General features: G+C 67.2%; 22 protein-coding genes. 11 read left to right on the top strand and 11 right to left on the bottom strand.

Features of this window, described 5'->3' with window-relative positions; genetic code table 11:
- Positions 1 to 224: 224 nt before the first annotated feature.
- A complete protein-coding gene (locus AC1Q87_RS03460; protein ID WP_492607592.1) occupies positions 225 to 395 on the top strand; it encodes a hypothetical protein in 171 nt (56 codons plus the stop codon).
- Between the two features lie 115 nt (positions 396 to 510).
- On the opposite strand, the gene AC1Q87_RS03465 is transcribed toward AC1Q87_RS03460, so the two are convergent.
- Together AC1Q87_RS03465 and AC1Q87_RS03470 are read right to left on the bottom strand one after the other, a co-directional pair.
- Positions 511 to 1,323, bottom strand: a complete 813-nt coding sequence (locus tag AC1Q87_RS03465; protein ID WP_492607593.1) for a potassium channel family protein — start codon at positions 1,321 to 1,323, stop codon at positions 511 to 513.
- Positions 1,324 to 1,363: 40 nt separating this feature from the next.
- Positions 1,364 to 3,250, bottom strand: a complete 1,887-nt coding sequence (locus AC1Q87_RS03470) for an ABC-F family ATP-binding cassette domain-containing protein (RefSeq protein ID WP_492607594.1) — start codon at positions 3,248 to 3,250, stop codon at positions 1,364 to 1,366.
- A 133-nt stretch (positions 3,251 to 3,383) separates the two neighbouring features.
- Here AC1Q87_RS03470 and ndk point away from each other — a divergent pair, with 133 nt between their 5' ends.
- The 5 genes from ndk to AC1Q87_RS03495 all read left to right on the top strand — a co-directional run bounded on the left by ndk (position 3,384) and on the right by AC1Q87_RS03495 (position 7,504).
- Positions 3,384 to 3,803 (top strand): nucleoside-diphosphate kinase, encoded by a 420-nt coding sequence (ndk, locus tag AC1Q87_RS03475; RefSeq protein WP_056018887.1) that lies wholly within the window; start codon positions 3,384 to 3,386, stop codon positions 3,801 to 3,803.
- Between the two features lie 172 nt (positions 3,804 to 3,975).
- Entirely contained in the window at positions 3,976 to 4,212 is a 237-nt protein-coding gene (locus AC1Q87_RS03480; RefSeq protein WP_492607595.1) for a hypothetical protein, read from the top strand.
- Between the two features lie 128 nt (positions 4,213 to 4,340).
- On the top strand, positions 4,341 to 5,498 hold the full coding sequence (locus tag AC1Q87_RS03485; RefSeq protein WP_492607596.1) for an acyl-CoA dehydrogenase family protein: 1,158 nt from the start codon (positions 4,341 to 4,343) through the stop codon (positions 5,496 to 5,498).
- Positions 5,499 to 5,507: 9 nt separating this feature from the next.
- On the top strand, positions 5,508 to 6,728 hold the full coding sequence (locus AC1Q87_RS03490) for a CoA transferase (RefSeq protein WP_492607597.1): 1,221 nt from the start codon (positions 5,508 to 5,510) through the stop codon (positions 6,726 to 6,728).
- Entirely contained in the window at positions 6,725 to 7,504 is a 780-nt protein-coding gene (locus AC1Q87_RS03495; protein WP_492607598.1) for an enoyl-CoA hydratase/isomerase family protein, read from the top strand. Before AC1Q87_RS03490 ends, AC1Q87_RS03495 begins: the two co-directional genes overlap by 4 nt.
- Before the next feature lie 18 nt (positions 7,505 to 7,522).
- On the opposite strand, the gene purM is transcribed toward AC1Q87_RS03495, so the two are convergent.
- On the bottom strand, positions 7,523 to 8,551 hold the full coding sequence (gene purM / locus AC1Q87_RS03500) for a phosphoribosylformylglycinamidine cyclo-ligase (RefSeq protein WP_492607599.1): 1,029 nt from the start codon (positions 8,549 to 8,551) through the stop codon (positions 7,523 to 7,525).
- A 92-nt stretch (positions 8,552 to 8,643) separates the two neighbouring features.
- On the opposite strand from purM, the gene rnd reads away from it, so the two are divergent.
- Positions 8,644 to 9,831: a ribonuclease D gene (gene rnd, locus AC1Q87_RS03505; protein ID WP_492607600.1), complete on the top strand. Its 1,188-nt coding sequence runs from the start codon at positions 8,644 to 8,646 to the stop codon at positions 9,829 to 9,831.
- Between the two features lie 19 nt (positions 9,832 to 9,850).
- On the opposite strand, the gene AC1Q87_RS03510 is transcribed toward rnd, so the two are convergent.
- On the bottom strand, positions 9,851 to 11,014 hold the full coding sequence (locus AC1Q87_RS03510) for an MFS transporter (RefSeq protein WP_492607601.1): 1,164 nt from the start codon (positions 11,012 to 11,014) through the stop codon (positions 9,851 to 9,853).
- Positions 11,015 to 11,107: 93 nt separating this feature from the next.
- Here AC1Q87_RS03510 and AC1Q87_RS03515 point away from each other — a divergent pair, with 93 nt between their 5' ends.
- Positions 11,108 to 12,025 carry a LysR family transcriptional regulator gene (locus AC1Q87_RS03515; RefSeq protein WP_492607602.1) on the top strand — a complete coding sequence of 306 codons (918 nt, stop codon included), beginning with the start codon at positions 11,108 to 11,110 and terminating at the stop codon, positions 12,023 to 12,025.
- Between the two features lie 380 nt (positions 12,026 to 12,405).
- Here AC1Q87_RS03515 and AC1Q87_RS03520 read toward each other — a convergent pair whose 3' ends face one another.
- From AC1Q87_RS03520 to AC1Q87_RS03540, 5 genes are all read right to left on the bottom strand, one after another.
- Positions 12,406 to 13,671 carry a serine hydrolase domain-containing protein gene (locus AC1Q87_RS03520; RefSeq protein ID WP_492607603.1) on the bottom strand — a complete coding sequence of 422 codons (1,266 nt, stop codon included), beginning with the start codon at positions 13,669 to 13,671 and terminating at the stop codon, positions 12,406 to 12,408.
- Positions 13,672 to 13,747: 76 nt separating this feature from the next.
- Positions 13,748 to 15,109 carry an alkaline phosphatase gene (locus AC1Q87_RS03525; RefSeq protein ID WP_492607604.1) on the bottom strand — a complete coding sequence of 454 codons (1,362 nt, stop codon included), beginning with the start codon at positions 15,107 to 15,109 and terminating at the stop codon, positions 13,748 to 13,750.
- Between the two features lie 98 nt (positions 15,110 to 15,207).
- Positions 15,208 to 16,743 carry a Ppx/GppA phosphatase family protein gene (locus AC1Q87_RS03530; protein WP_492607605.1) on the bottom strand — a complete coding sequence of 512 codons (1,536 nt, stop codon included), beginning with the start codon at positions 16,741 to 16,743 and terminating at the stop codon, positions 15,208 to 15,210.
- Positions 16,724 to 18,943: an RNA degradosome polyphosphate kinase gene (locus AC1Q87_RS03535; protein WP_492607606.1), complete on the bottom strand. Its 2,220-nt coding sequence runs from the start codon at positions 18,941 to 18,943 to the stop codon at positions 16,724 to 16,726. Before AC1Q87_RS03535 ends, AC1Q87_RS03530 begins: the two co-directional genes overlap by 20 nt.
- 39 nt (positions 18,944 to 18,982) lie before the next feature.
- Entirely contained in the window at positions 18,983 to 19,654 is a 672-nt protein-coding gene (locus AC1Q87_RS03540) for a P-loop NTPase family protein (RefSeq protein WP_492607607.1), read from the bottom strand.
- 214 nt (positions 19,655 to 19,868) lie between these two features.
- Here AC1Q87_RS03540 and AC1Q87_RS03545 point away from each other — a divergent pair, with 214 nt between their 5' ends.
- Positions 19,869 to 22,223 carry an arylsulfatase gene (locus AC1Q87_RS03545; protein WP_492607608.1) on the top strand — a complete coding sequence of 785 codons (2,355 nt, stop codon included), beginning with the start codon at positions 19,869 to 19,871 and terminating at the stop codon, positions 22,221 to 22,223.
- A gap of 24 nt (positions 22,224 to 22,247) precedes the next feature.
- On the opposite strand, the gene AC1Q87_RS03550 is transcribed toward AC1Q87_RS03545, so the two are convergent.
- Together AC1Q87_RS03550 and AC1Q87_RS03555 are read right to left on the bottom strand one after the other, a co-directional pair.
- Entirely contained in the window at positions 22,248 to 23,012 is a 765-nt protein-coding gene (locus tag AC1Q87_RS03550) for an arginyltransferase (protein ID WP_492607609.1), read from the bottom strand.
- Positions 23,013 to 23,100: 88 nt separating this feature from the next.
- Complete coding sequence (locus tag AC1Q87_RS03555) at positions 23,101 to 24,006, bottom strand: flagellar motor protein MotB (protein WP_436061359.1); 906 nt, start codon at positions 24,004 to 24,006, stop codon at positions 23,101 to 23,103.
- 85 nt (positions 24,007 to 24,091) lie between these two features.
- On the opposite strand from AC1Q87_RS03555, the gene AC1Q87_RS03560 reads away from it, so the two are divergent.
- Entirely contained in the window at positions 24,092 to 24,949 is an 858-nt protein-coding gene (locus tag AC1Q87_RS03560; RefSeq protein ID WP_492607610.1) for an NAD(P)-dependent oxidoreductase, read from the top strand.
- The gene (locus tag AC1Q87_RS03565; RefSeq protein ID WP_492607611.1) at positions 24,946 to 25,473 is read left to right on the top strand and encodes a GNAT family N-acetyltransferase; all 528 of its coding nucleotides are present in this window, start codon (positions 24,946 to 24,948) and stop codon (positions 25,471 to 25,473) included. Before AC1Q87_RS03560 ends, AC1Q87_RS03565 begins: the two co-directional genes overlap by 4 nt.
- Positions 25,474 to 25,481 lie beyond the last annotated feature (8 nt).

A 25,481-nucleotide genomic window follows, 5' to 3' on the forward strand; every position in this document is an offset into this window, starting at 1 on the left:
CGCGTGAGCCAATACATTTCTTGCGCCTTCCGACGTCTAAGCGTGCGAATTCGTCGACTTGTGCGGTGGGCGCCGCATCAGAGGACCTGACGGCTAAGGCCCAGCTTGGCGCGGCTCAAGTTGCTGTGAAGCCGGGCGAATTTCACGCGCCTGTTACGCGAAGGGGCTTGGTTGTCGTCAAGCTTTGCTTAACAGTTTCGCCAACCAGCCAAGGAGGTCCTCCGATGCCGAACCAACCGTTCGAAGTCGCGTCCCCGTTCGACGACGCCGAAGTCGCCGATGTCATGATCGATGCGGTCGCCGATGAGGTCCAGGACAGCCAATCGCTGGAGATCAATCTGCGTCGCGCCCAGGCCGAGCACGCCGAGAACCTGCGTCTGGCCCGGGCGCTCTAGGGCGCGCTACTTGTCGCGCTTGCGGAGCAGGTGGCGCAACGCCGCCAGCCCCGCCGGCGCGAGCAGCACCAGCACCAACAGCAGATAGATCAGGCGAGCTTCCTCGGGCACGGTCCTAGACCTCGTCGTCGTTCGGAATGTTCAGCAATTCGCCGCACGCCTTGCAGTGCACGGCGTCGACGTCGTGTCGGCGCAGGCCGCAGGTCGGGCAGGTGAAGCGGATCTTGTAGGGCCGGAACAGGGCCTGGGCGAGGCGCACGAACAGCGTGATGCCGGTCAGCATGGTCACGATCGAGATCACCCGGCCCCAGGCGCCGGGCAGGGTGATGTCGCCGAACCCGGTCGTGGTCAGCGTCGCGATGGTGAAATAGAGCGCGTCGATATAGCCGCCGATGCCCTCGGTGCGCGCGAAGCTCGTATAGACGAACCCCGTCATGATGAAGATGAAGGTGATAAGGGTCGAGGCGGCCCGGATCACGTCTTCCCAGCGGGTCTCGTTGTAGCGACGGCCGACCGTGTCCCAGAAGAACTCGGAGTGGACGAGCGTCCACAGCCGCAGCACCCGCAGGAACGCCAGGTTGAAGAGCCAGAGCGGGAACAGCAGCGTCACCAGGACGAACAGGTCGATCCAGGTGACCGGCCGCTTGATCCAGGCTCCGAGGTTGTCGCTGGCCAGGGCCCGCGCCAACAGGTCCGCGGCCAGCACGAACGCCATGGCGTAGTCGATGAACAGGAAGGCCGGCGTCTCGCGGATCAGCGGCGCGGCGATGAAGAACGCGATCATCACGACGTCGATCGCGATCACGGTCAGCCGGAAGCGGACCGAGCGGTCGGACTTGCCGAAGTAGAGTTCGTGCAGCCGCGCTCGAATGCGCGGCGCCAGGCGGCGTTGGCCAGGGTCGGGCGGCGAAATCGCGTCGGCGGGCATCGCCCAACCATAGGCGGCTGGGCGGGCAGGGGAAGGGGTTCTAGCCCTCGGACTTCAACGCCTCGTAGGCCTCGGTCGCCTCCAGCCATTCGAGTTCGGCGGCTTCGAGCGCAGCCTCAGCGCTAGCCCGTTGCCGGCCCAGCTCGGCGGCCTTGGCTGGGTTCTCGTTGAAGATCTTGGGGTCGGTCAGGGCGGCGTCGATCTTGCCGAGCGCCTGGCTGGCGCGGGCGAGCGCGGCTTCGGCGGCTTCGGCCCGGCGACGGGCGGTCCCGGTCGGCGCCTTGGACCTCGCGGCCGGCGGCGGCTTGGGCGCGGCGACCGGCTCGGCCTCGCGCACCTGGGTGGGCGCCTTGCCGGCCTGTTTGGCGCGATCGATGACGAACTTGGCGTAGTCGTCCATGTCCCCTTCGAAGGGGGCGATAGTGCCGTCAGTGGCCAGCCACAGACGATCTGCGACCAGTTCCATCAGCGAGCGGTCGTGGGTGATCAGGATCACCGCCCCCTCGTAGTCGTTCAGCGCGTCGAGCAGGGCCCGGCGGCTGTCGATATCGAGGTGGTTGGTCGGTTCGTCGAGGATCAGCAGGTGCGGCTTCTCGGCCGCGACCAGATTCAGCAGCAGGCGCGCGCGCTCGCCGCCGGACAGGTTGGCGACCGAGGTCTCGACCTTCTCGTGGCCGAGGCCGTACTGGGCCAGGCGCGAGCGGCGGCTGGCCTCCGACGCCTCAGGCATCTCGCGGCGGATGATGTCCAGCGGCGTGTCGTTCGGGTCCAGCGCCTCGATCTGGTGCTGGTGGAACCAGCCCACCTTCAGCCGCGCCGAGCGCTTGAGTTCGCCGGTCTGCGGCTCCAGCGCGCCTGCGACCAGCTTGGCGAAGGTCGACTTGCCGGCGCCGTTGACGCCGAGCAGGCCGATGCGGTCGTCGAGGTCGAGGCGCAGATTCAGGTGCTTCAGGATCGGCGGACCGTCGGGGTACCCAGTAGCGACGCCCTCCAGCCGCACCAGCGGCGGGGCCAGCGGCCGTTCCGGCGAGGGCAGGATGAACGGCGAAGTGTGCTCGATCACCACCGCCGAGACCGGCGGCAGCTTGGCCAGCATCTTCAAGCGCGACTGGGCCTGGGTGGCCTTGGATGCCTTGGCGCGGAAGCGGTCGACGAACGACTGCAGGTGCGCGCGTTGGGCCTCGACCTTGGCCTTGGTCGCCTCCTGCAGGCGCGCCTTCTCCTCGCGCTGGCGCTCGAACTGGTCGTAGCCGCCGACATAGAGAGTCAGCTTCCCGTCGAGGAGATGCAGGATGTGGTCGCAGCTGTTGTTCAGGATCTCGCGGTCGTGGCTGATGATCACCGCGGTGTGCGGGTACTTCTTCAGCCGGCTCTCGAGCCAGAGCGCGCCTTCCAGGTCGAGATAGTTGGTCGGTTCGTCGAGCAGCAGCAGGTCCGGTTCGGCGAACAGCGCCGCGGCCAGAGCCACGCGCATCCGCCAGCCGCCGGAAAATTCCGCCATCGGGCGGGTGAGGTCGGCGTTGGAGAAGCCCAGGCCGGACAGGATTTCCGCGGCGCGGCTGGGGGCGCGGTCGGCCCCGATCTCGGTCAGGCGGCCATATATGTCGCCCATCCGCTCGGGATCGGCGGTCTCCAACTCGTGCAGCAGGCTGGCACGCTCTTCGTCGGCGGCCAGCACCGTATCGATCAGCGGCACCGGAGTGGCGGGATGTTCCTGGTCGACCGATCCGATACGGGCCTGTTTCGGGTAGCCGATTTCGCCGTCGCCGGCATGCAACTGGTCGAGGATCAGTTTGAACAGCGTCGACTTGCCGACGCCGTTGCGTCCGACGAGCCCGACCTTGGCGCCCACAGGTATGCTGACGCTCGCATGATCGAAGAAGCGGCGGCCCCAGGAGTCGAAGGTAAGGTCGGTGATCTGCAGCATGGGAGCGGGGGGCCTTAGCAGAGCGCGCCGCCGAAGGCGACCGTCGTGCGCTTGGCGTTGTCACATCCGGCGGCTATAAGCCCGCCACCCGCGCGGGACCCCGCGCCTCCCAAGAATAAGACAAGCAACAGACATGACCGAACGCACCTTCTCGATCATCAAGCCGGACGCGACCAAGCGGAACCTGACCGGTCAGATCAACGCCGTGATCGAAGGCGCCGGCCTGCGCATCGTCGCCCAGCGCCGCATCCAGATGACCGAAGCCCAAGCCAAGAAGTTCTACGAAGTCCACGCCGAGCGCCCGTTCTACGGCGAGCTGGTCGAGACCATGACCTCGGCGCCGGTCGTCGTGCAGGTTCTCGAAGGCGAAGGCGCCGTGGCCAAGTATCGTGAAGTCATGGGCGCCACGAACCCGGAACAAGCCGCCGACGGCACGATCCGCAAGCTGTTCGCCCTGAACGTCGGCGAGAACTCTGTCCACGGTTCGGACAGCCAGGACAACGCCAAGATCGAGATCGCCCAGTTCTTCACCGACGACCAGATCGTCGGCTAAGTCAGGGAACGGCTAAGCTCCGGCCGCGTTGAACAAGCGCGGCCACGAGCCCCACTCGGTCCATCCAGCGGACCAGCCGCATGACAGGCCCCGTTCGGCGCACGCCGGGCGGGGCCTTCTCGTTTCTGGATCAGCGAGGGCGAACGATCTGGCTTGGCCGCAAGTGCGGCGAATGAAACCGGTCGTACTTGTCGGCCACTTTCAGGTGCAGGGCGGCGTCGAGCAGGCGCGCCCCGCGCAATCCCGTCGGCGGGGGATCGGCGCTCAACGCGCGCCAGAGGCTTACGGCCTCTCGATGCAAGCGTTCATTGCGGGTCATGCTGTCCATGCCGGTTCGAACAACGCAAACGCACTGAAGTTCCGCCAGAACTTGGTTAACGATTCGCAAATTGCCGGAAGTTGTATTTGAGTTCGCTTCAGTTTTCGGCGTGCGAACACTTAAGCTTGCCGGCGCGGCCGCTGACGTAGCGGCATGGCTTTCCCGCAGAGTAGCTTTGGGCTAGCTGGTGCCGATCTCTTGCGTATGTGGAGGCCGGCTTGAGCGGGACAGAGAGCTTTCCTGAAATCCGTGAGGCCGTGCGCAGGCTGTGCAGCCAGTTTCCAGGCGAATACTGGCGCGAGCATGATCGAGACCGGGCCTATCCCAAGGAATTCGTCGCGGCGCTGACGCAGGCCGGCTTCCTTTCGGTGTTGATCCCTGAAGCCTATGGCGGTTCGGGGCTCGGCTTGGCCGCGGCGACCGCGGTGCTCGAGGAGATCCATCGGTCAGGCTGCAACGGCGGCGCCTGTCACGCCCAGATGTACACCATGGGCACGATCCTCAAGCATGGCAGCGAGGCGCAGAAGCAGGCCTATCTGCCCAAGATCGCGTCCGGCGAACTGCGCCTGCAGGCGTTTGGGGTGACGGAGCCGACCGCGGGCACCGACACCACGCGTATCTCCACCTTCGCGAGGCGCGACGGCGACCACTATGTGGTCAGCGGCCAAAAGCTTTGGATCAGCCGTGCCGAGCACTCGGACCTCATGGTCCTGCTGTGCCGGACAACGGCCCGAGAGGACGCTGCGCGGCCGGCCGACGGGATGAGCGTGCTGCTCGTGGATCTGCGCGAGGCGGTCGGAAACGGGCTGACCATCCGGCCTGTGCGCACCATGCTCAACCACGCGACGACCGAGCTGTTCTTCGACGGGCTGCGAGTGCCGGCGGCGAACCTCGTCGGCGAGGAGGGCAAGGGCTTCCGCTACATCCTCGACGGCATGAACGCCGAGCGCATCCTGATCGCGTCGGAGTGCATTGGCGACGGGCGCTTCTTCGTCGACCGCGCCAGCACGTACGCGACCGAGCGCGAGGTCTTCGGGCGGCCGATCGGCCAGAACCAGGGCGTCCAGTTCCCGATCGCCCGGGCGCACGTGCAGGTCACCGCCGCCTCTCTGATGGTCGACAAGGCCGCGGCTATGTTCGACGCGGGGCTGCCGTGCGGCACCGAGGCCAACATGGCCAAGATGCTGGCGTCGGAGGCGTCTTGGTTCGCCGCCGACACCGCAATCCAGACCCACGGCGGCTTCGGCTTCGCCGAGGACTACGACATCGAGCGCAAATTCCGTGAGACGCGGCTCTATCAGGTCGCGCCGATCTCCACGAACCTGATCCTCAGCCATGTGGGCACCCACGTGCTGGGCATGCCGAAATCGTTCTGAGGGTAGGGGATGTACGACCTTCTGAAGGGCTTGCGCGTGGTCGAGGGCTCCGCCTTCGTGGCCGGGCCGACCTGCGGTCTCTATCTGGCCCAGCTCGGCGCCGAGGTGATCCGCTTCGACAACATCGGCGGGGGCCCCGACTTTCGGCGTTGGCCGCTCAGCGAAGGCGGGGAGAGCCTCTATTGGGAAGGGCTCAACAAAGCCAAGAAGTCGATCGCCATCGACCTCTCCCGGCCGGAAGGTCGCGAGCTGGCGGCGCGCCTGGCGGCGGCGCCTGGCGAGGAGGGCGGCGTCTTCGTGACGAATTTCCCGGTCGAAGGCTTTCTTTCCTATGAGAAACTGAGCGCCCTGCGGCCGGATCTGATCTGCGCGCGGGTGATGGGCTGGGCCGACGGCGGGCCGGCGGTCGACTACACCGTCAACAGCGCGATCGGCGTGCCGATGCTGAACGGCTTCCCGGAGGAGCCGCGGCCCGTGAACAACGTGCTGCCGGCCTGGGACCTGCTGACGGGCGCCTATGCGGCGTTCGCCCTGGTCTCCGCGCTTCACGCCCGCCAGCGGGACGGCAGGGGGCGCGAGATCCGCATCCCGCTCTCGGATATCGCGGGCACGACCATGGCCAATCTGGGCTATCTGGCCGAGAGTCTCGGCGGGCAGGACCGCCAGCGGATGGGCAACGATCTGTACGGCGCGTTCGGCCGCGACTTCCTGCTCAAGGGCGGGCAGCGGATCATGCTGGTGGCGATCACGCCGCGGCAGTGGAAGGGCCTGACCCAGGTGCTGGAGATCGAGGCGCCGGTCGCCGCCCTCGAGGCGGAACTCGGCGTAAGCTTCGCCGCCGATGAGGGGCTGCGCTTCGATCACCGCGCGCGGCTGTTCCCGCTGTTCGAGGCGGCGTTCGCTCGCAAGACGCTGGCCGAACTGAAGCCGTCCTTCGACAAGGAAGGCGTCTGCTGGGGGCCCTATCAACCGATGAGCGCCGCGGCGGAGGATCCCCGTCTGATCAAGGGGAACCCGGTTTTCGCCGAAGCGACCCATCCGAGCGGCCGGACCTACCCGACCGCCGGCTTCGCCGGGACCATTCCGCAGGACGAGCGCAAGCCGGCCGGCGGCGCGGCGCGCCTGGGCCAGCACACGGACGAAGTCCTCGCCCAAGTGCTGAAGCTGTCGGACGGCGAGATCGCCAAATTACATGACGCCGGCGTAGTCGCCGGGCCGGAGGGACGATGAGCAGTACAGTCGAGGTCAGCGAGCCGTCGCCCGGGGTCAAGGTCGTCACCCTCAGCCGCCCGGACGCTGCGAACGCGCTCAACACCGCCATGGGCGAGGAGCTGCTCGCGCTCTGGACGACCCTCGCCAACGACGCTTCGGTGCGGGTGGCGGTGCTGACCGGGGCGGGCCGGTTCTTCTGCGCTGGAGCCGACCTCAAGGAGCGCGACGGCATGAGCGACCAGGCCTGGTCCGATCAGCACGTCATGTTCGAGGCGATGATACGTGCCCAGCTGGCCTGTCCGTTCCCGGTGATCGCTGCGGTGAACGGCGCGGCCATGGGGGGCGGCTGCGAGATGGCGCTGGCCTGCGACTTCGCCTGGGCCTCGAACACGGCGCGGCTGGGCCTGCCGGAAGTCGGGCTCGGCATCATCCCCGGCCTGGGCGGAACCCAGTACATCGTCCGCGCCGCCGGCGAGCGCCGGGCGGCCGAACTGCTGATGTCGGGTCTGCCGATCGATGCGGCCCAGGCGCTGGACTTCGGCTTGGTCAACCGCGTGACCCCGCCCGACGAGCTCATGCCGCAGGTGCTGGAACGCGCCCGCGTGATCGCGGGCAAGGCGCCGCTCTCGGTCAAGGCGCTGAAGAAGGTGATGCGCGGCGGGGCTGCCTTGCCGCTGGACAAGGCCATGGCGCTCGAGCTGGTCGAGTACAATCGGTTGTTCAAGACCAAAGACCGCCGCGAGGGCGTTGCGGCCTTCAATCAGAAGCGGACGGCGGTGTTCAAGGGGGAGTAGCTCCCCCTTGATCCTAGCCTAAGCGGCGGCGGTGAGTTCGCCGCAGACGAAGGCTTCTTCGCCGGCGTGCAGCAGGCCGTCGAGCACGTCGGGCAGATCGTGCGGATCGACGATCAGGATCAGGCCGACGCCGCAGTTGAAGGTGCGGCGCATCTCGTGCTCGGCGACGCCGCCGACCTCGGCCAGCCATTGGAAGACCGGCGGCATGGTCCAGGCGTCCCAGTCAAACTTCGGAACCAGACCCTCGGCGATGGCGCGCGGCGGATTTTCGATCAGCCCGCCGCCGGTGATGTGGGCGCAGCCCTTGATGCGGCCCTTCTTGATCTGGGGCAGCACGCTCTTGATGTAGATCTTGGTCGGGGCCATCAGCGCCTCGGCCAGAGTCTTGCCTTCTTCGAACGGCGCGGGGGCGTCCCAGGCCAGGCCCGAACGCTCGACGACCCGGCGAACGAGCGAGTAGCCGTTGGAGTGCGGGCCCGAGGAGCCGAGGCCGATCAGGATGTCGCCGGGCCGCTGGGCGTCCAGCTTGGGCAGCACGCCGCCGCGATCGACCGCGCCGACGCAGAAGCCGGCCAGGTCGTAGTCGCCTTCGGAATACATGCCGGGCATTTCGGCGGTCTCGCCGCCCACCAGCGCCGCGCCCGCCTGGGTGCAGCCCTCGGCGATGCCGGCCACCACACGGGCGGCGGCGTCGACGTCGAGCTTGCCGGTCGCGAAGTAGTCCAGGAACATCAGCGGCTCGGCACCCTGCGCCAGCAGATCGTTGACGCACATGGCCACGAGGTCGATTCCGACCGTGTCGTGCTGGTCGGTGTCGATGGCGATCTTGAGCTTGGTGCCGACGCCGTCGGTGGTCGTGACCAGCAGCGGATCGTCGTAGCCGGCGGCCTTCAGATCGAACAGCGCGCCGAAGCCGCCGAGGGCCGCATCGGCGCCGGGACGACGCGTCGCCTTGGCCAGAGGCTTGATACGCTCTATCAGGGCGTTTCCGGCATCGATGTCGACGCCGGCCTGGGCGTAGGTGAGGCCATTGGGCCGGTCGGTCATGTGACGCCTTTGGTGCTAGGACGACTAGAAATTGGCCGCTGCGCGCATCGGGCGCTTGCAGACTCGGCCCTGCGCGAGCGTATAGCTACTTGATGACGCCGATTACAACTACCGCCGACCTCCAGGCGTTCTGCGACAAGATCAAAGACCAGCCTTTCGTCGCCGTGGACACCGAGTTCATGCGCGAAACGACCTATTGGCCGAAGCTGTGCCTGATCCAGGCCGCGGCGCCGAACGCCGAGGCCGTGATCGATCCGCTGGCAGACGGCATCGACCTCGAGCCGTTCCTGGAGATCCTGCGCAATCCGAAGATCGAGAAGGTCTTCCACGCCGCGCGCCAGGACGTTGAAATTTTCAACAACCTCAATGCGATGCCGACGCCGCTGTTCGACACCCAGGTGGCCGGCATGGCTGCCGGGTTCGGCGAGCAGATCGCCTATGACGCCCTGGTTCGCCAGATGCTCAAGGTTGAGATCGACAAGTCGTCCCGCTTCACCGACTGGGCGCGCCGGCCGCTGACCGACGCCCAGCTGGTCTACGCGGTGGGCGATGTGACGCATCTGGCCAAGCTCTATCCGATGCTGCGCGCGCGGCTGGAGAAGGAAGGCCGCCTGGCGTGGGTCGTCGACGAGATGCAAGGCCTGACCGATCCGGCCATGTACGACGTCAGTCCGGAGAACGCCTGGAAGCGCCTGCGCCCCCGTCGGCATACGGCCAAGTACCTCGCGATCTTCAAGGCGGTGGCCGCCTGGCGCGAACGCACCGCCCAACAGCGTGACCAGCCGCGCGGCCGGATCCTCAAGGACGACGCCATCGACGAAATCGCGACCCAGGCGCCGACCGACGCCGAGGGCCTCGATCGCCTGCGCTCGGTGCCGAAGGGCTTCTCCGGCTCGCGGTTCGGGCCGGACCTGCTGGCGGCCGTGCGCGAGGGGCTGAAGGATCCCGAGGCCTACGCCCCGGTGATCGAGAAGACCAAGCACCAGCCGTCGCCGGCCGCCGGCGCGGTGGTCGAGCTGCTGAAGGTGCTGCTCAAGGCCCGCTCGGAAGACGCCGGGGTGGCCTCGAAGCTGATCGCCACGGTTTCGGATCTCGAGCAGATCGCCAATGACGACAACGCCAAGACCCAGGCTCTGACCGGCTGGCGGCGCGAGGCGTTCGGCGAGGACGCCCTGCGCTTGAAGCGCGGCGAGCTGGCCCTGGTGCTGGATGGATCCCGCGTGCGGGTCGTCGAGGTGCGCCGCGCGCCAAAGTCCAAGGCGACTGAAGCGGCGGAGTAGATCTCCGCCGCCCGCGGCCTCAGCTGGCGAGCGCTGTACGGCTCGCCAGCCGTTGGCTGAGCAACGCCGTCAGCAGCGCCGCGGCGGGCATCAGCGCTCCGACCCAGGTCACCGCCGCCAGGCCTGGCCCATGGTCGATCACCGCCCCGCCGAGCCATGCGCCGACCGCGTTGCCCAGATTGAAGGCCGCGATGTTGAGGCTGGAGGCCAGGGTCTGACCCGCCCCGCCGGCCGCCTCCATCAACCGCAGCTGCAGCGGCGCCACCGTGGCGAAGGCGGCCGCGCCGAGCAGGCCGGTGAACGCCACCGCGGCGATCTTGCTTTCGAGCGCGAAGCTCATGGCCAGCATGACCAGCGTCAGGGCGGCCAGCGTGCCGATCAGCGCCGGATTGAGCGCTCGGTCGGCCGCCTTGCCCCCGAAGAAGTTGCCGGCCACGAGGCCGGCGCCGAACACCAGCAGGATCGGCGAGACGGCGGCGATCGGAAAGCCGGTGATCTGGGTCAGGATCGGCTGAATGTAGGTGAAGACCGCGAACACGCCGCCGAAGCCCAGCACGGTCATCAGCAGCCCGAGCAGCACCTGCGGGCGGCGCAGCACGGCCAGTTCCTCGGACAAGGCGCCGGCTTCCACCGGTTGCTCGGCGCGCGGGACAAAGGCGGTCAGCACCGCGGCGGCGAAGACGCCGATCCCGGCGACGGCCCAGAAGGTCGAGCGCCAGCCGAAGCTCTCGCCGAGCCAGGCGCCGAACGGCACGCCGACCAGCGTGGCGGCGGTCAGACCGGTGAACATCAGGGCGATGGCCGAGGCGCGCTTGTCGGGCGCGACCAGACCGGCGGCGACCACCGATCCGACCCCGAAAAAGGTGCCGTGGGCGAGGGCGGTCACCACCCGTGCGACCATCAGGATCGGGTAGTTCGGCGCGAGGGCGCAGGCGAGATTGCCGAGCGTGAAGATGATCATCAGCGCGATCAGCGTCGTCTTTCGCGGCAGACGGCGTGTGGCGATGGTCAGCAGCGGCGCGCCGGCGAACACGCCCAGCGCATAGCCGGTGATCAGCAGGCCGGCGGCTGAGATCGAGACGCCGAGGTCGCCGGACACCTGCAGCAGCAGGCCCATGATGACGAACTCGGTGACGCCGATCCCGAAGGCGCCGGCGGTCAGAGCGTAGAGGGCGATGGGCAACGGAGGTCTCCTAGCAGCGATCGGCGCTAGATGGAGCTCCTTCAGTTTGTGAAGTAGGTTGCCTCTGGGAACATCACCTGTGAGTTCAGATCAATGTCGCGTTCGGACGTAAACCGCTCGACCGAGATGGAGGTGTTCGTCCGCGTCGTGGAGACCGGCGGGCTGTCGGCGGCCGCGCGGGCGCTGAAGCTGACGCCCTCGGCGGTCAGCAAGCTGGTCTCGCGACTGGAGGCGCGGCTCGGCGCGCGACTATTGAACCGCTCGACCCGCCGCCTGCAGCTGACGCCGGAGGGGGAGGCGTTCTTCGCGCGCAGCGTACGGGTCCTGGCCGATATCGACGAGGCCGAGCGGGAGGTGCTGGCCGGCGCGGCGCCCCGCGGCAGGGTTCGCGTCAACAGCGTCGTCGACCTAGGCGGCCAGTTCATCCTGCCGCTGGTGCCGGCCTTTCTCGAGCAGCACCCGGAGGTCACGCTCGACATCGTGCTGACCGACCAGGTCGTCGACCTGCTGGAGGAACGCGCCGACGTGGCGATCCGCATGGGCGCGCTGCGTTCGTCGAACCTGACCGCCCGCAAGCTGGGCGAAAGCCGGGCGGTCGTGGTTGGGTCGCCCGACTACCTCGCCAGGCGCGGCGTGCCGACGCGGCTTGAGGATCTGGCCGGCCATCACCAGCTCGACTTCACCTTCACCCGCAGCGTCCGCAATTGGCCGTTCCTGGGGCCTGAAGGGGAAGTGGTCTATCTGCCCCGCGCGGGCGGGGTGCAGGTCGGCGACGGCGCGAGTCTGCGGCGGCTGGCGCTGGCGGGGGCGGGCCTTGCCCGGATGAGCGTCTTCGCGGCGGCTGAGGATATCGCGGCCGGCCGGCTGGTTCCGGTGCTCGAAGCGTTCAATCCCGGGGACATCCTGGAAGCCCACGCTGTGTTCGTCGGGCAGGGCGGCAGGCTGCCGGCGCGGGTGCGGGCGTTCATCGACTTTCTGGCCGCAAACATCCGTCTGCCGGCATTGCCCTGACGAACCTGTGGATAACTCCGAGCGCTTGCGGCGCTTGGCGTATCGCAGTTCGTCGACAGCCTTGCGCACCGCTTTTCCACCGAACGCGGATATATTTCGTCATGGCCGCGCTTGCGCAGGCGGCGCATTGGCGCGAGGCTCGACTTGTCGAAAGGAAACGCGGCGCAGCGAACCGGGAGACCGGAACGAAAAGCGAGCGGAAGGCTCCAAGAGACGCAGCCAAGGGGCGACCCAAAGCAGCAGATCAAGGGGTCACGACGACAGACACGGCCGACCAGAGCAATCTCGCCCGCCGAAGAAGTCGAAGACCTCAGACCTTCAGGCCTCCGGGCCTGGAATGAGAAGGCGACGCAGCGGGCAACCACTGCGCCGCCTTCTTGCTATTGGGCGTCCTGCTTGCTGGCGTCCGTCAGCGCGCCGTAGGCCAGCGGATAGGAGATCGAGCGGACCTCCGGGGTGTCGCGGCCGGGGATCGAGCCGTTCAGGTTCTGGATCATGCCGACGAAGACCAGGTCGTTGGTCGGGTCGATCCAGAACCAGGTGCCGAAGGCGCCGCCCCAATAGTAGCTGTCCTTGCCTTGCGGCGTTTCCGCCTTGGCCGGATCGAGGATGACGGCGAAGTCCATGCCGAAGCCGACGCCCTGCATGCTGGGCCCGTAGAGGTCGACGAGGACGCCGTCCTTCAGGACGTTCTGGCGCATCAGCTTGACGGTTTCCGGCTTCAGGATGCGCGCGCCGTCGAGTTCACCGTTGTTCAGCAGCATCTGCGAGAAGCGCCAGTAGTCCTCGGTCGTCGACAGCAGGCCGCCCGAGCCGGACAGCAGCGCCGGCTTCACGGACGGATCGACCGGGTTCGGTGGGACGATCAGCTTCTTGGCCGTGTCGTAGGAGTGGATGGACGACACCCGCACCACGTCGGCGGCGGGCACCGCGAAGCCGGTGTCGGTCATCTTCAAGGGCGCGAAGATGCGCTGCTGGAAGAAGACGTCCAGCGGCTGGCCCGACAGCTTCTCGACGATGTAGCCCTGGATGTTGACGCTGGGGCCGTAGCGCCAGTCGGCGCCCGGCTGGACGGCGAGCGGAAGCTTGGCCAGCTTGTCGATCATCGCCTGCAGCGGCTGGTTGCGGTCGGTGACGTCCGGCGCATATCCCCCCGAGACGTCGAAGCCGGCCGTGTGGCTCATCAGCTCGCGCATGGTCATCGGATGGGCCTGGGCGACCAGGGTTCCGTCCGGGCCCTTGACCTTCAGGTCGGCGAACTCGGGGATGTGCTTGGCGACCGGATCGTCCAGTTTCCACTTGCCCTCTTCGAAGAGGATCATCATCGCCACGCCGGTCACCGGCTTGGTCATCGAGGCGATGCGGAAGATGGTGTCGCGCTTCATCGGCGCGCCTGTACCGACGTCCTGGACGCCGTAGGCGTCGAAGTGGACCACCTTGCCATTGCGCGCCACCAGGGTGGTGACGCCGGCCAGCCGCCCATCGTCGACCAGCCCATGGAAGCTCTTGTCGAGGGCGGCGAGGCCCTCCTTGGACATCCCCACATCGGCCGGGTTGGTCAACTTGACCTCGGCGAAGGCTGGTCCGGCGACGATGGCGGCCGAAGCCAGCAGCCCGACGAGCAGGCCCTTGCGCGTGATGCTCATGACGTTTCCCCCAGAGATTCTTGTTGCGCGAATTCTAGGGGGAGGTACGCCCGCATGGCTAGGCCTGAGAGCGCCTTTAGAACCCCAGCGCCTCTTTCATCACGCGGTTGACGCCCGGCTGGTCCATCAAGCCGTGGATTTTCGAGGCTCCGGGACCGCGGGCATAGGCGGCGACGTCCTCGCCGGTGTGCGCCGCGCTCATCAGCGGAACCGCGGCGTAGGTGAGCCGGTCAGGGTCGTCGATGTCGGCCTTGGTCGGGACGGGGCGCGGTTCTCCGGCGGCCGGCGCGCCCGGGCCCGACGCGTACATCAGGATCGGCACCGTGCGGCCGTCGAGCGCCACCGGCGGGTCATCGTCGTTGCCTTGCAGGACGCCGAGGATCGAGGTGTCGCGCCCGCCGCCATTGATGGTCAGCCCATGGCTGTGGTCGGCGGTGACGATGATCAGGGTGTCCTTGGGGTCGGTCATCGCGGCCGCGGCGGCGATCGCCTTCGAGAATTCCACCGTCTCATTGAGGGCCTCGCCGGCCACGCTGACGTGGTGCGCCTTGTCGATCAGGGCGCCTTCGACCATCAGGAAGTAGCCCTTCTTGTTTGCAGCCAACCGCTCGATGGCCTGGGTGGTCATCTGCGTCAGGGTCGGGGCGTCCGTGCTCGTCGCCTGGCGGGCGGTTTCACGCATCATGTTGTTCGGTGCGAACAGGCCCAGGAGGGGCGCGCCGCTCTTGGGGGCGGCGGCCAGTTCGGTCGCCGTCTGCACATAAAGTCCGCCGGCCGTGCGCCACTCGGCGGTCAGGTCGCGGCCATCCATCCGCTTGCCGTCCTCTGCCACGAAGTTGGCTTGGCCGCCCCCGAGCATGACGTCGAAGCGCTTGCTCTTGCTGACGTCCAGCATCTGCCGGGCGATGTCGACGCAGCCCGCTTCGACGGCTTCGGGCGGCAGGTCGGCGTCGGACTGCCAGCGGCGCGAGGGGGTGTGCGCGTAGAGCGAGGCCGGGGTGGCGTCGGTGATCGCGGCGGTCGTCACCACGCCGACCGCCAGCCCGGCCTGCTTGGCCTGTTCGGCCAAGGTGGGCGCGGACTGATCCTTGGCCGACGTGCAATCGGCGAACTTGATCTTGTCAGTCACGCCAAGCGCGCCGTTCAGCGTCCGTCGGCCGGTCAGCAGCGCAGAGGCCCCGGCCGCGGAGTCAGTGACGAGACTGTCGGCCGAGTAGGTGCGCACCAGCGCCAGGTCGGGAAACGTCTCGAACGACAGGAGATTGGACGCGCCGTCGACGCCGCGCTTCTGGCCGTCATAGATGCGAGCGGCGGTCAGGGTAGAAACGCCCATGCCGTCGCCGACGAAGAGGATGACGTTCTTGGCCCGCTCGGCCGCCGAGGCCGGTCCGGCCGCCAAGGCCAGGGCGCAGAGCCCTGCCGCCAACTTGCCGCTCATGTTCGCCAAGGTCACGCCCTCCATACTGTTGGGCGTCCTCTTGGTGGTGATTGGCTACAGCGGCGTGACGCGCCGATGACAGCTTGATTGCAGTGGTCTCAGCCGACCTGCAGTTTCAGCCGCAGGGCCTGCGCCAGGGCTTGGGCGCGCTTGGCGGTTTGTTCGCCGAGCAGCATGTCGCCCCAGCCTTCCTGAGCCGAAAGCACCAGTCGGTCCCCGTCGATCGCCAGCCTCGAATGCGCCAGCAGACTGGCGTTGCGGCCGGACAGGTCGCAGCCGAGGCGGATCGCCGAGCCGAGCGCTCGGGCGCGCTGACGGCGCTCGGTCGACAGCACCTTGGCCACCGTTTGCGGATCTGGGGTGCTGGGCGCCGACGAGTGCCGGGCGAACGCGGCGCTGGCCAGGAAGGCGCGCTCGGGATGGTTCATGCCGGCGATCGGCGCACGCAGGACCTGCTCGAAGGCGAGTTCGCCGCGGTGGTCGGGGTGCAGCCGCGCGCCCAGGTCGGCCAAGCGGCAGGCCGCGGCGATCAGGGTGGGCTCGCGAGGGCCGAACACCGGGGCAAGCTGGGCGAAGGCTGGCTGCAGCCATCGGTGAAGCGCCGTGCCCAGGTCTGCCGACAAGCCGCGCACCGTGGTCAGAGCCTCGCAGCCCTCGATGAGCGGATCGCGGGCGGCTTCTTCGGGGGGCATCGCCTCCAGCAGTAGCCCCTCGCGCAGGCCGTACGCCGAGATCACGATGCGTTCGATGCCCAGACGTTCGATCAGGGCGTCGAGCACGAGCGCGGAATAGGGAAGGGTGTCGAAGCGCTTCTTGGAGAGCCCCTGCATGCGCTCCAGGCTGTTCTTGGATTGCCGGGCGACGAAGCGGGCGACGTCGACGGCGTCGGAGCGGTTCATCTCGTATTGGTGGGCGACGCGAAGCGGGTAGTCGGCCATCTCCATGTGGAGGAGCGCCAGGTTCCGCCAGGCGCCGCCGACGGCATGGAATTCCCTGGATCGGAAGGCCAGGCCGGCGCCGTTGATGCGCTCGTCGATGATCTTGCGGACCTTGTCGACCTCCAGAGGGCGGGGCGCGCCGAGCGCGAAGGGGCCTAGCGGCAAGGTGATCCCGTCGCGCGGCGCGGCCGGATCCAGGTGCACGAGTTCAAGGCTTGAGCCGCCGAGGTCGCCGACGACCCCAGCGGCGTCAGGCTGGCCGGCGACGACGCCAAGCGCAGCGTACCGCGCCTCCTCTGAGCCGGAGAGCACCCGCAGCCGCAGGCCGGTCTCCATCTCGACCCGGGCCAGGAACGCCGGACCGTCCGAGGCCTCGCGGACCGCGGCGGTCGCCACGGCGAAGATGTCGGCGCGGTTCCAGCCGCTCAGAGCGGCGCGAAACCGCCGCAACGCGACCATCGCGGTTTCGACGCCTTCGGGGGACAGGCGGCCGGTCGCCGGCAGATCGCGGCCGAGGCCGGCCAGGGCCTTTTCGTTGAATACGGTCCAGATCGCCCGCCCTTCCAGGCGGTAGATGACCAGGCGCACGGAGTTGGAGCCGACGTCGATGACGGCGGTCTGACGCGAACTCGGATCCTGAAACGCGTTCGCCCCAGGGTCGCCTTGGAACGCCCGGCTATCCGCGCGGGGCCACATGATCAATCGCGCGCGGCATGTCCTTCACCTTCTCTCCCCGGCCCGACAGGCTGGGGTTGGTCATGAAGTACTCGTGCGCGGAGAAGGCGCCCGGGTGGTCCCATGATGGGTCCCGGGTATAGCGGCCGTCCGCGTCGAGCGTCCAGCTTTGCGCTTCATCCTTCAGATTGGCCACCATGATCTGTTGCAGGACCTGCTGGTGGACTGTCGGGTTCTCGACAGGCGTCAGGCACTCTACGCGCCGATCGAGGTTGCGGGGCATCCAGTCGGCCGACGAGATGAACACCCGGTTCTCGGCCGAGGGCATCGCCGCGCCGTTGGCGAAGGTGACGATTCGGGCGTGCTCCAGGAAGCGTCCGACGATCGACTTGACCCGGATGTTCTCCGACAGGCCGGGCACGCCGGGGCGCAGGCAGCAGATGCCGCGGATCACCAGGTCGATCGAAACACCGGCCTGGCTGGCTTCGTAAAGGGCGTCGATGATCACCGGGTCGACCAGCGAGTTCAGCTTCGCCCAGATGCCGGCCGGCTTGCCCTCACGGGCCGCCTGGACCTCGCGCATGATGAAGGTCAGCAGGTCGGCCTTCATGGTCAGCGGCGAGGGCGACAGCTTCTCCAGGTGCTCGGGGCGAGCGTAGCCGGTGATGAAGTTGAACACCTTGGCGCTGTCGCGGCCGAGCGCCGGATCGCAGGTGAACAGCGACAGGTCGGTGTAGATGCGCGCCGTGACCGGGTGATAGTTGCCGGTGCCGAAGTGGCAGTAGGTGCGCAGCTGGTCGCCTTCCTTGCGCACGACCATCGAGAGCTTGGCGTGGGTCTTGTATTCCACGAAGCCGAAGACGACGTGCACGCCGGCGCGTTCCAGGTCGCGGGCCCACTTCAGGTTCGCCTCTTCGTCGAAGCGTGCCTTGATCTCGACCAGCGCGGTGACGTTCTTGCCGTTCTCGGCGGCCTCGATCAGCGCGGCCACGATCGGGCTGTCCGAAGACGTCCGGTATAGCGTCTGCTTGATCGCCAGGACGTTGGGGTCGCGGGCCGCCTGGCGGATGAACTGGATCACCACGTCGAAGCTCTCGAACGGATGGTGGACCAGGATGTCCTTGGCGCGGATGGCGGCGAAGCAGTCGCCGCCATAGTCGCGGATGCGCTCGGGGAAGCGCGCTTCGAACGGCTTGAACTTCAGGTCGGGACGGTTCGACGGAATGAGCTGCGACAGCTCGTCCAGGCCCAGCAGACCGTCGATGAGGATGATGTCCTCGTCCTTGGCGTGGAGGTTCTCGACGATGAACGAGCGCAGGTCCTGCGGCATCGCCGCTTCGATCTCGACACGCACCACAGATCCGAGGCGGCGCTGCTTCAGGCGCACTTCGAATTCGCGGACGAGGTCTTCGGCTTCTTCCTCGATTTCGACGTCGCTGTCGCGGATCAGACGGATGACGCCGAGCGCCTCGACGTCGCTGTCGGGGAACAGGTGGTCGAGGAAAAGCGCGGTCAGGCTCTCCAGGCTGATGAAGCGGCGCTCGGGGCGCTTGCGGCGGCTGGGCGGGGCCGGCAGCTCCCAGAACCGCGCGACCTGGGCCGGGATCGGCACGAGGGCGTAGAGCATCCGGCCGTCCGACTTGCCCTTCAGTTTAAGGACGATCGAGAACGCCAGGTTCGGGATGAACGGGAAGGGATGGGCCGGGTCGATGGCGAGCGGCGTCAGCACGGGGAACACCCGCGACAGGAATATCTCCTCGAGGGCCTGCTTCTCGGTCGGGCTGACCTCTTCGGGCATGACGACCGTCAGGCCTTCGCCGGCCAGTTCCTTGCGCAGGCCGCGCCACTGCGACTGCTGGTCGGCCATCAGGTTGGCGGCTTCGGCGTTGACCCGGAGCAACTGCTCGACCGGGGTCAGGCCGTCCTGAGAGACGACGCGGACGCCTTCGCGGGCCTGCGCCTTCAGGCCGGCCACGCGCACCATGTAGAATTCGTCGAGGTTGTTGGCCGAGATCGACAGGAACCGCAGGCGCTCGAGCAGCGGATGGCGCGGATTCTTGCTCTCGTCGAGCACGCGCTCGTTGAAGGCCAGCCACGAGAGTTCGCGATTGAAGAAGCGATCGGGGGAGCCGAACAGCTCCGGATCGAGGGCCAGCGGGCTGGCGTCGGCCGGCCGCGGCGAGGGGGCGGCGTAGGTCATCGAGGGCGCTTCCGTAGACATGGGCTGGTTCTGGACCAGCCCTTCGGGTCCCGCAAGTCATCACTCGAAAAGGTCAAGATTCTCCATATCATCTTCAAGAATCTGTCGCGCAAGCATGCGCGAAATGGGGCGTTGTTCATCATCGGCGGCTTCATCCAGCCGCTTCACGATTTCGCGCGCGCATGGGATCGACCTTTCCATGCGGCGTAGGAGATATGGATAAACCTCCTTGGGCGGGCGAATGCTCCGCTCGCGGAAGAATTTTCTTAGAACGCCTTCCAAGACTTCGTCGTCAGGCTCTTCGATCTCTGCGACGAAGAGGGCGTTGAGGCGCGAACGTAGGTCGGGCAGGTCGGCCCGCCACGCCGTCGGCGCCTCACGCGCGGTCAGCAGCAGTCCGGCGCCGTCGCGGCCGGCCATGTTGATCAAATGAAACAGCGCCTCGCCATCGATCCCCTGGTCGACGTCTTCCAGCAGCACAGGACGGCCGGCGGCGGCGGAGACATCGGGGACGACGCGGTCCATGACCAGGGCGCCGACGCGTTGGGCCCATTCCCGGGCGAGGTGCGTCTTGCCGCTGCCCGCCGGGCCGAACAGCGCCAGCGCCCCGCCTGGCCAGGCCGGCCAGGCGTCCAGCGTGGCGATGGCCTGGGCGTTGGATGGGCCGCGAACCAGGTCTTCACGCGCGAAGGATGCCGGGCGCCGGAGCCTCAGGCGTAGTTGCCGCGTCATGCGCCAAGTCCAGACCACTGAAACAGGTCGACTATTTACCAAGTTGCTTGAGCGGGGTCGACGCGCGGCCGGGGACGTCCTGGGGATGACTGGCCGAATTTGTGGGAGAAACGACCCGCGCAGGGGCGAATTTGCCTGTCGTCTCAGGCGAAGGCCTGAGGCTCAGCCGGCGGCGCATGGTCGAGGATCGGCCGTCCCAGCCGGAGTTTGCACCATGCCCGCCGACGATCAACTGAACCGCACCATCCTGCCGATCCCCGATCAGAAGCACGTCGGTCTGACGACCTACGACGCCAAGGATCCGGACACGCAGTATCCGCCGATCAAGGCGCTGCGGCCGCCCAAGCAGGCCCCCAACGTGGTGATCTTCCTGGTCGACGACGCCGGCTTCGGCTCGTCGTCTGTGTTCGGCGGGCCCTGCCACACCCCGAACTTCGAGAAGCTGGCCGGCGGCGGCCTCAAGTACATCCGCTTCCACACGACCGCACTGTGCTCGCCGACCCGGCAGGCGCTGCTCACCGGCCGCAATCACCACTCGGTCGGCATGGGCGCGATCACGGAAATGGCGACCTCGGCCCCCGGCAACAGCGGCGTGCGGCCGAAGGAAAAGGCGGCGTTGGCCGAGATCCTGAAGCTGAACGGTTTCTCTACGGCCCAGTTCGGCAAGTGCCATGAGGTCCCGCTCTGGGAAGTGACCCCGATGGGGCCGTTCAACCAATGGCCGACGGGCTCCGGCTTCGAGCACTTTTATGGTTTCGTCGGCGGCGAGGCGAACCAGTACTATCCCGGCCTCTACGAAGGCACCAAGGCGGTCGAGCCGCCGAAGACCCCGGAGGAGGGCTACACCCTCAACGAAGATCTCGCCGATCACGCTATCACCTGGGTGCGCCAGCAGAAGGCGCTGATGCCCGACAAGCCGTTCTTCATGTACTATGCGCCTGGGGCCACTCACGCGCCGCACCACGTCCCCAAGGAATGGTCGGACAAGTACAAGGGCAAGTTCGACGGCGGCTGGGACAAGTTGCGCGAGGAGACGATCGAGCGGCAGAAGAAGCTTGGCGTCATCCCCCAGAACGCCGTGCTGACCAAGCGGCACGATGAAATCCCGGCCTGGGACGAGATGGACGAGGCGCTGAAGCCCGTACTCACCAAGCAGATGGAGATTTATGCCGGCTTCATGGAGCAGACCGACTATGAGATCGGCCGGGTCATCGACGCGATTACCGACCTGGGGATCATGGACGACACCCTGATCTACCTGATCATTGGCGACAACGGGGCCTCGGCCGAAGGCACCATCAACGGCTGCTTCAACGAGATGTGCACGCTGAACGGCCTGCCGGGCATCGAGACCACTGAGTTCCTGCTCAGCAAGATCGACAAGTTCGGCACGCCCGAAGCCTACAACCACTACGCGGTCGGCTGGGCGCACGCACTGTGCGCGCCCTATCAGTGGACCAAGCAGATCGCCTCGCATTGGGGCGGCACCCGCAACGGGACGATCGTCCACTGGCCGCGGGTGATCAAGGCCAAGGGCGAGACCCGCGACCAGTTCCACCACGTCATCGACGTCGCCAAGACCGTGCTGGAGGTCTGCGGCCTGCCCGAACCTACGATTGTCAACTCCATCGCCCAGGCCCCGCTTGAAGGCGCCAGCATGGTCTCGACCTTCACCGACCCGAAGGCGGACGAGAACCACACGGTCCAGTACTTCGAGATGATGGGAAACCGGGGCATCTACCATAAGGGCTGGACCGCCTGCACCCGCCACCGGACCCCCTGGAAGGCCGACGTCCCGCCGCCGTTCGACGACGATGTGTGGGAGTTGTACGGGCCCGACGACTGGACGCAGTCCAACAACTTGGCGGCCAAGGAGCCCAAGAAGCTCGCCGAGCTTCAGCGCCTCTGGCTGATCGAGGCGACCAAGTACAACGTCGTGCCGCTGGACGACCGCGGCTTCGAACGGGTCAATCCCGATATCGCCGGCAGGCCGCAGGTGATCACCGGCAACAGCCAGTTGCTGTTCCAGGGTATGCGGGTTGCCGAAGCTTGCATCCTGACGCTGAAGAACAAGTCGCACTCGGTCACCGCCCAACTCACGATCCCGTCCGCCGGCGCAGAGGGCGTGATCGTCACGCAAGGCGGTTCAGCCGGTGGTTGGACGCTCTACGCCAAGGATGGGAAGCTGAAGTACTGCTATAACTTCTTCGGCATCGAGCACTTCATCATCGGCTCCGACAGCGCCATTCCGCCAGGGGATCACCAGGTGCGCATGGAGTTCAAGTACGATGGCGGCGGTCTGGCCAAGGGCGGCGACGTCACCTTGTTCTTCGACGGCAAGCCGGTGGGCAAGGGGCGGGTCGAGAAGACCCAGCCGATGGGCTATTCCGCCGACGAGGCCTGTGACGTGGGGGCTGACACCGGTTCGCCGGCCTCACCGGAATACGGCGTCACGGGCAACAGCTTCATTGGCAAGATCCACTGGGTGCAGATCGATATTGGCGACGACGATCACAGCCACCTGATCACGGCCGAGGATCGCATGAAGCTCGCGATGGCCCGCCAATAGCGGCGAGGCGCGGTGGCGGGGGCCTCAGGCCTCCGCCGGCCGGACCCGGTCGCGGGCCGACATCAGCGACCAGCCTTCGGGACGCAGCAGTTCGATCGGCGAGAAGCGGACCTTGTAGTCCATCTTCTCCGAGCCGCGGACCCAATAGCCGAGATAGACGTACGGGATCTGGGTCAGCTGGGCCTGGACCACGTGGTCCAGGATCATGAACGAGCCCAGGCTGCGCCGGGCCAGCGTCGGGTCGTAGAACGAGTAAACCAGGCTGAGCCCGTCGTTCATCAGGTCGACCAGCGCGCAGGCGATCAGGTCGCCCGGGCCGCCGTCCTTCGAGCGCAGCCGGTATTCGATGATGTGGGTGCGGACGGCGGTGTCCTCGACCATGGCGACATAGTCGGGCCAGGTCATCTCGGCCATGCCGCCGTCGGCGTGCCGGGTGGTCAGGTAGCGGCGCAGCAGGTCGAATTGCTCCATCGTCGCCTCGGCCTCGACCAGGTGGCGTTCGAGGTCTTCGTTCCGGTTCAGGACCCGTCGCTCGGAGCGCGAGAACTCGTATTCGCTGGCCGGGATTCGGGCCGAGACGCAGGCCGAACAGCTTTCGCAAGCTGGGCGATAGGCGATGTTCTGGGAGCGACGGAAGCCGACCTGGGTCAGGCTGTCGTTGACGTTGGCGCCGTCGGACAGCGGCAGATGCGCGAAGACCTTACGCTCGTGTCGGTCCGGCAGGTAAGGGCACGGACTGGGCGCGGTCAGAAAGAACCTGAGCTGTCGCGTCGGGAAGTGCTGCGTCACGGACCGCTCTCGAAACAGGGCGCCTGGGCCGATTAGGCGTCATGGGAAGCTCGGGCGCAAGGTCCCATGCGTCGGTGAAGCGAACTCCTTATTGCAGGCCGTGATCGGGCGGCAGGACGGGAGCCTCACGCAACAGCACGATGGCGATGCGCCGGTTTCCGGCCAGGGTCGGATCGTCAGGATACAGCGGTTCTGAGTTGGCCTTGCCTGAAACCTGATAGACGCGATCCGGATCAACGCCGGCCGACTGCAGGACCCGGCGAGAGGCGTCGGCGCGACCGGCCGACAGCTGCCAGTCGCCGTCAGCCTTCACGCCGTTGGGCGACATGCTGGTGTGGCCGGAAACGCTTATGCGGTTCGGGAGCTGATTGACCACGCGGGCTACGGCCCGCAGCAGCAGCTTGGCGCGGTCGTTGGGTTCGGTGCGGCCGTTGGCGAACATCGAACGACCTTCCTGGTCGACCAGCTGGATGCGCAAGCCCTCGGGCGTCACGTCGATCAGGATGTTCTTCGACAGCTCGGCCAGTTCCGGCATGTCCTGCAGCGCCTGGCGCAGCGACGCCGCGGCCGAGGCGAAGGCGGCCTGCTCGCGTTGCAGCACCGCTTCTCGCAGGGCTTCCGTCGAGGCCTCGCGGGCCATCTCCTTGGCGGCGTCGGTCTGGGTGCCGTCGTTCGGGTTGCGCGACTCAGGCGCCATTTCCTCGATCATCGACTGCGAACCGGCGGCCATGGCGCCGTCGTCGCCGAGCGCCGTTCCGCCGAGGATGCCCCCGGAACCGGAAGTGCTCTCCGAGACGCTGGCCGGGGCGAAGTAGTCGGCGATGCCGCGCTTCTGCTCAGGGCTCGTGGTGTTGATCAGCCACATCAGAAGGAAGAAGGCCATCATCGCGGTGACGAAGTCGGCATAGGCCACCTTCCAGGCGCCGCCGTGGTGGGCGTGCCCGTGGCCTTTCTTGACCTTCTTGATCAGGATAGGCGCTTCGCCCATCGCCATGGTGTTCTACCTCGGAAGCCCTGATTTCCCGGCAAACTGCGCGGGAGGCCGTTAAGATGGCGTTGAGCTTAAGAAGGAAGTTGGAATGAAAGTCGCGTTCGTGGGCTTGGGTGTCATGGGCTTTCCGATGGCCGGACACCTGGCGAAGGCGGGCCACGAGGTGACCGTGTTCAACCGCAGCCCTCAGAAGGCGCAGGCCTGGGCCGCCCAGCATCCCGGAGCGGCGGCGGCGACTGTGGCCGAGGCCGCGGCGGGCGCGGAGATCGTCTTCCTCTGCGTCGGTAATGACGACGACGTGCGCGGCGTCGTCGCCCAGGCGCTACCGGCCATGGCCGCGGGCGGGATTGTCGTCGATCACACCACCACCTCCGCCAAGGTCGCGCGCGAGATGGCGGAGGTGGCCGGGCAGGGCGGCCGTTGGTTCATCGATGCGCCAGTTTCCGGCGGTCAGGCCGGGGCGGAGAACGGTCAGCTGACGGTGATGTGCGGCGGCGATCCAGCCGCTTTCGCCCGCGCCGAACCGGTGATCGCCGCCTTCGCCAAGGCGACGCGGCTGATGGGCGGTCCGGGCGCCGGGCAGCTCACCAAGATGGTCAATCAGATCTGCATCGCCGGCGTCGTCCAGGGCCTAGCCGAGGGCATGCACTTCGCCAAGCGCGCGGGCCTGGACCCGCTGGAGGTCGCCGCGGCGATCTCCAAGGGCGCAGCGCAGTCCTGGCAGATGGACAATCGCTGGGCGACCATGGCCGAGAACCGCTTCGACTTCGGCTTCGCCGTGGACTGGATGCGCAAGGACCTGGGCCTGGTGCTCGACGAGGCCCAGGCCAACGGCGCCAAGCTCGACATGACCGCCCTGGTCGATGGCTACTACGCCGAGGTTCAGGCGCTCGGCGGCAATCGTTGGGACACGTCGAGCCTGGTGGCGCGATTGGAGAAGCCGTGATCGAAATTCGGCCGGCGCGGCTGCCGCACGACATTGAGGCGATCGAGGCCATTGATCGTTCGTTTCGTAGCGATACGGCCCTTGCGCCGATCCGCGGTGAACACGGTATCGAGTTTCTTCCTTATGGCGCGGCGGTCGAGAAGGTGCTGCCGCTCGACGATCTGCGGGATGTCGAACGCGCCTGGGAGACGGCCTGGGTCGCTGTTCGCAACGGAACGCTGTGCGGGTTTGCGGCGGCCGGCTTCCAGGAGTGGAATCGGCGCCTGGCGCTGTGGCACCTCTATGTGGATACGCCGGCGCGCGGGCAGGGGGTGGCTCGCCGCCTGATCGACGTGGTGGTGGCGCACGCGCGGGGCCTTGGCGCACGCCATGTCTGGCTGGAGGCGAGCAGCGTTAACACGCCAGCCATAGAGGCGTACAAGGCGCTGGAATTCCAGGTCACGGGCTTTGACCTGACGCTCTACGATGGAACGGAGACGGAGGGGGAGTTCGCCCTATTTCTCAGTCGCGAGGTCGAGGACTAGCGCGTTTG

This window comes from Phenylobacterium sp. GW823-FHT02A09 (assembly GCF_058797775.1).